This window comes from Bacteroides coprosuis (assembly GCF_020741705.1).
Taxonomy (GTDB): Bacteria; Bacteroidota; Bacteroidia; order Bacteroidales; family Bacteroidaceae; genus Bacteroides_E; species Bacteroides_E coprosuis.
On the sequence record NZ_DYYK01000099.1, the window covers coordinates 1 to 3,973 of the forward strand.

The 3,973-nt window shown below is 31.3% G+C and carries 5 protein-coding genes; all 5 read left to right on the plus strand.

Annotated elements, in window-relative coordinates:
* Positions 1 to 123 precede the first annotated feature (123 nt).
* Positions 124 to 324: a hypothetical protein gene (locus K8V80_RS05820; protein ID WP_276776033.1), complete on the plus strand. Its 201-nt coding sequence runs from the start codon at positions 124 to 126 to the stop codon at positions 322 to 324.
* Between the two features lie 92 nt (positions 325 to 416).
* On the plus strand, positions 417 to 920 hold the full coding sequence (locus tag K8V80_RS05825) for a hypothetical protein (RefSeq protein ID WP_276776035.1): 504 nt from the start codon (positions 417 to 419) through the stop codon (positions 918 to 920).
* A gap of 14 nt (positions 921 to 934) precedes the next feature.
* Positions 935 to 2,566, plus strand: a complete 1,632-nt coding sequence (locus K8V80_RS05830; protein WP_276776036.1) for a DnaB-like helicase C-terminal domain-containing protein — start codon at positions 935 to 937, stop codon at positions 2,564 to 2,566.
* A 16-nt stretch (positions 2,567 to 2,582) separates the two neighbouring features.
* Positions 2,583 to 3,629: a hypothetical protein gene (locus tag K8V80_RS05835; RefSeq protein WP_276776038.1), complete on the plus strand. Its 1,047-nt coding sequence runs from the start codon at positions 2,583 to 2,585 to the stop codon at positions 3,627 to 3,629.
* A partial coding sequence (locus K8V80_RS05840; protein WP_276776040.1) for an RNase H family protein occupies positions 3,626 to 3,973 on the plus strand: 348 nt, incomplete at its 3' end. The genes K8V80_RS05835 and K8V80_RS05840, both read left to right, overlap by 4 nt.

The following is a 3,973-nucleotide window of genomic DNA, read 5'->3' on the forward strand; positions in this document are numbered from 1 at the left end:
AGAACATGCAACATGAAACTTATAAAAAGGACAAAGAGATAAAGAAAGCAGCTATAGAAATACAAGAAAATGTAGAAAAGATACGAGAAAAAGTAGAAAAAGTAAATAAGGAGCTAAAAAGAGATGGGTAAATTTGTTGGAAATGCAGGAGCTATGGTGTTAGGAGTATTAATATTAGTGTTACTAGTAAGTATAATGATTTTTATTCCAGCTATTATATTAAATTATGTGTTGATAGGATTAGGGTTAACTGTCAGCTTTTGGGTTAGCGTTGGAATAGTTGGTTTTATATTCTTGATTGCATTAGGTATAAAAAATATTTGAAGACTAGATTAAGTTCTAGTCTTTTTTTATGTTGACAGAGTGCTTATTATATGTTATAGTATATATAAGATATTTATTAAGGAGAGATACAAATGGCAGAAAGAATGGTTAAGTGCTATGGAAAAGATTGTGAGGTTGCGAATGTCAAACATCCTTCAAACATAATGACAAAGATTTCGGGGAAAAACTACTGCCCAGAGTGTTACGCAAAAGAAATGGAGAACAGAAGACAAAGAGACAAACTGTACAGTTATATATGCGAGGTGTACAAGACTCCTTTTGTTACTCCGTTGATAAAGAAACATATAAATGACTTTATAGCTAACGGATTAACTTATAAAAGAATTTATGCTTTAATTCACTATTGTTACACAATCAAAAAGAATTTCAATATGCCTGACATGAAGTATGGTATAATGACATTAGGTAACTATTATAATGAAATGCTTCAATATTATGCTGAAAAGAAAAGACAAAAAGAAAAGAACAAAGGCAAAAAGAATTTATCAAGAACTATTGCAATTGATAGTAATGTGTATTATAATAATAACTATAAGAAAAATAAACTATATGATATGAATGAGGAGAATGAATAATGGAACAAAAGAATATGACTAACTTAAACCCAATTAGAGCAGTCTATAACGTAATAGGCTCTATTTGCCAAGACACTGAATTACTAAAAGATAGTAAAACACAGTTAAAACCAGAGGACTTTATGCAGTCACTACATCAAACTGTATTTAAAGCAATCAACAATATAGTGTATAATGCAAGTGGTGATAATGTATCTAATATTACTGCTGTAGATGTAGACAACTATCTAAGTGCTTACCCAACTCAATATAAAATATGGAATGACCAAAAAGGCTTTGAGTATTTACAAAATTGTTTAGAACATGCAAACCAAGAAACTTATTGGCAATCATATGATAGAGTTAAGAAGATGTCAATTCTTAGAGCATATGTTAATAAAGGCTTTGATGTGTCAGAATTATATGACTGGGAGTCAGATGATTATTTAAACAGAGAAAAGTCATTGCAAGAATTAGACAAGAAAGAAATGAAAGATATTTTTGAATATTTTACATTGAAGAACTTGCAAATTAAAGATAGTTATAACATAGAAACAAACAGTAAACAATTTAGAGCAGGTGAAAATGTTCAAGATTTATTAGCTAGATTTAAAAAAGGTGTTGAGTATGGAGCTCCTTTCTCAAATGGATTTGAAAACTACCTGTTAAGAGGTATGAGAAAAGGTAAGTTCATTTTACGCTCAGGTGGTACTGGTACTATGAAAACTTCACTGTCCATAGCAGACATGACTAAAAATGCTGTCTCTAAGTATTATGAGAATGGAGAATGGAAATACAACGGAGTGTCATTACCAAGTTTATTCATTTCTACTGAGTTAGATGAAGATGAATTAACTACTATTGTATTAGCTAATATGACAGGTATTCCTCGTAGAGTTATTCAAGATGGACTGTTCAAAAAAGAACAAGAGGATATATTGATAGAAGCAGGAGAAATATTAAAAGCATCTCCATTCTATTTAGTTCATATTCCAGATTTTAGTGTGGGAGATATTGAAGAAATTATTGAAAGACATATTTTAGATTTCGATGTACAATATATAGCTTTTGACTATATTCAGAACGTTCCTAAATTACAAAGAACAATCAATGAAATGTTTGGTTCAGTTCAACGTGAAGACCAAGTGTTATTATTCTTATCAAGCTCATTGAAAACTTTAGCAGAAAGATATGAGGTCTTTATTGAATCAAGTACACAGTTAAATAGACAAGGGATAACAGATGAAACTCAACGTAACTCAAACGCATTACGTGGTTCAAGTGCAGTAGCCGATAAGATTGATGCAGGTATGCTGCTATTTAGAGCACATGACAAAGATAGAGATAAGGTAAGAGAAATTATAGAAGAAAATGGCTTTGGTAAGGAGCCTAACTTTACACGCTGGTTATATAAAAACAGAGCTGGTCAAACAGATTTAATTATATGGAGTTACTTAAACTTCTCAACTGTTAGAGAAGAAGTATTGTTTGTTACAGATTATGACTATAATATTGTGGAAGATATTGATGACTTGCACTTTGAGTTCAAAGAAGGACGTACAGAGAAAGAACTAAAACAAGAAGAACAATATGCTGAGGGTGAGAATACGAAAGTATTTGGCGACATAGATGTACATCAGGACCAACCTGATGATATTGATTTCTAAATAAGGAGGGTTCAATTTGGATGCTACTCAGCTTAAACAACAGTTATCAGAAAACGATTTATTAGCAATCCTTACAGACCTAGGTGCAGAACCTTATTTAGAGAAAAGCAAAATCATTTGTAGAACTATATGCCATGGAGGGCATAAGCATAAGAATGAATATTATATTGACAGTCAGATGTTTCATTGTTATACTGATTCATGTGGGACATTTGATCTGTTCTCTTTAGTAGAAAAGGTTAAAGGAATAGAGTTTTCAGAAGCATTTAAATATGTTAAGGATTACTTTGGCTACACAAGTAACGAGTTTAATGGATATAATTACAACGATGTTGCAGATTTATCATTCTTTAATAAATTCAATAAGACAGTATCATATGAAGATATAGCAACTATTGATGAAAAACTATTGAATGTATATGATGATAGTTACCACATATCATGGGTTAGAGATGGAATATATCCTAGTACAATGAGAAAATTTAATATTAAATTATCAGTAGGTAATCAACAAATTATTATACCTCATTACAATAAAGATGGAGGATTAGTAGGAATAAGAGGAAGAAATCTTAATCCAGACCTTGTATCCCAAGGCAAAAAATACATGCCAGTAATTAGGAACGGCATTATGTACAATCACCCTACTGGAGCAAATCTTTATGGATTGTATGAGAATTTAGAGAATATTAAGAGGATGAAAAAATTAATAATATTTGAATCTGAGAAATCAGTAATGCAATTAGACACAATTTATCACGGAAGTGGAATAGGAGTATGTGTCTCTGGGTCATCTTTCTCAGATAAGCAATTAGATTTGATTAGTAATTTAGAAATAGAAGAGGTTATCATAGGATTTGACAAAGAGTATGAGAAAATAGGAGACCCTTTGGAGAGATATTATGCTCAAAAAATAGAGGAAACAGTTGCAAATAAACTAAAGCCCTATTTTAATGTCAGTGTAATGTGGGACATGAAAGGATTGTTAAACGAAAAGGAATCTCCCACTGATAGAGGAACAGAAGTTTTTACTAAATTATACAAGGAGAGAATACAGTTATGAATAAGGTAATCAATGTGTGGACAGACGGGGGAGCAAGGTCTTCAACAAATATTTCTGGATGGGCATATGTAGGATATATAGGAGATGATTCAGAAGCACCTATTACGAACAAAGGAGCAGTAGAAGGTTTTACAAATCAACAAATGGAAATGACCTCAGTTATCAAAGCATTAGGCTCAATCCCTTTTGAGATGTTAGAAGAATACTCAATTAAAATTCATACAGACTCAGCATATATATGTAATTGTTTTAAAGATAAATGGTGGACTAAATGGATTATGAATGATTGGAAGAACTCTAAAGGGAAAGATGTAGCTAATAAAGAATATTGGGAATGTATTATT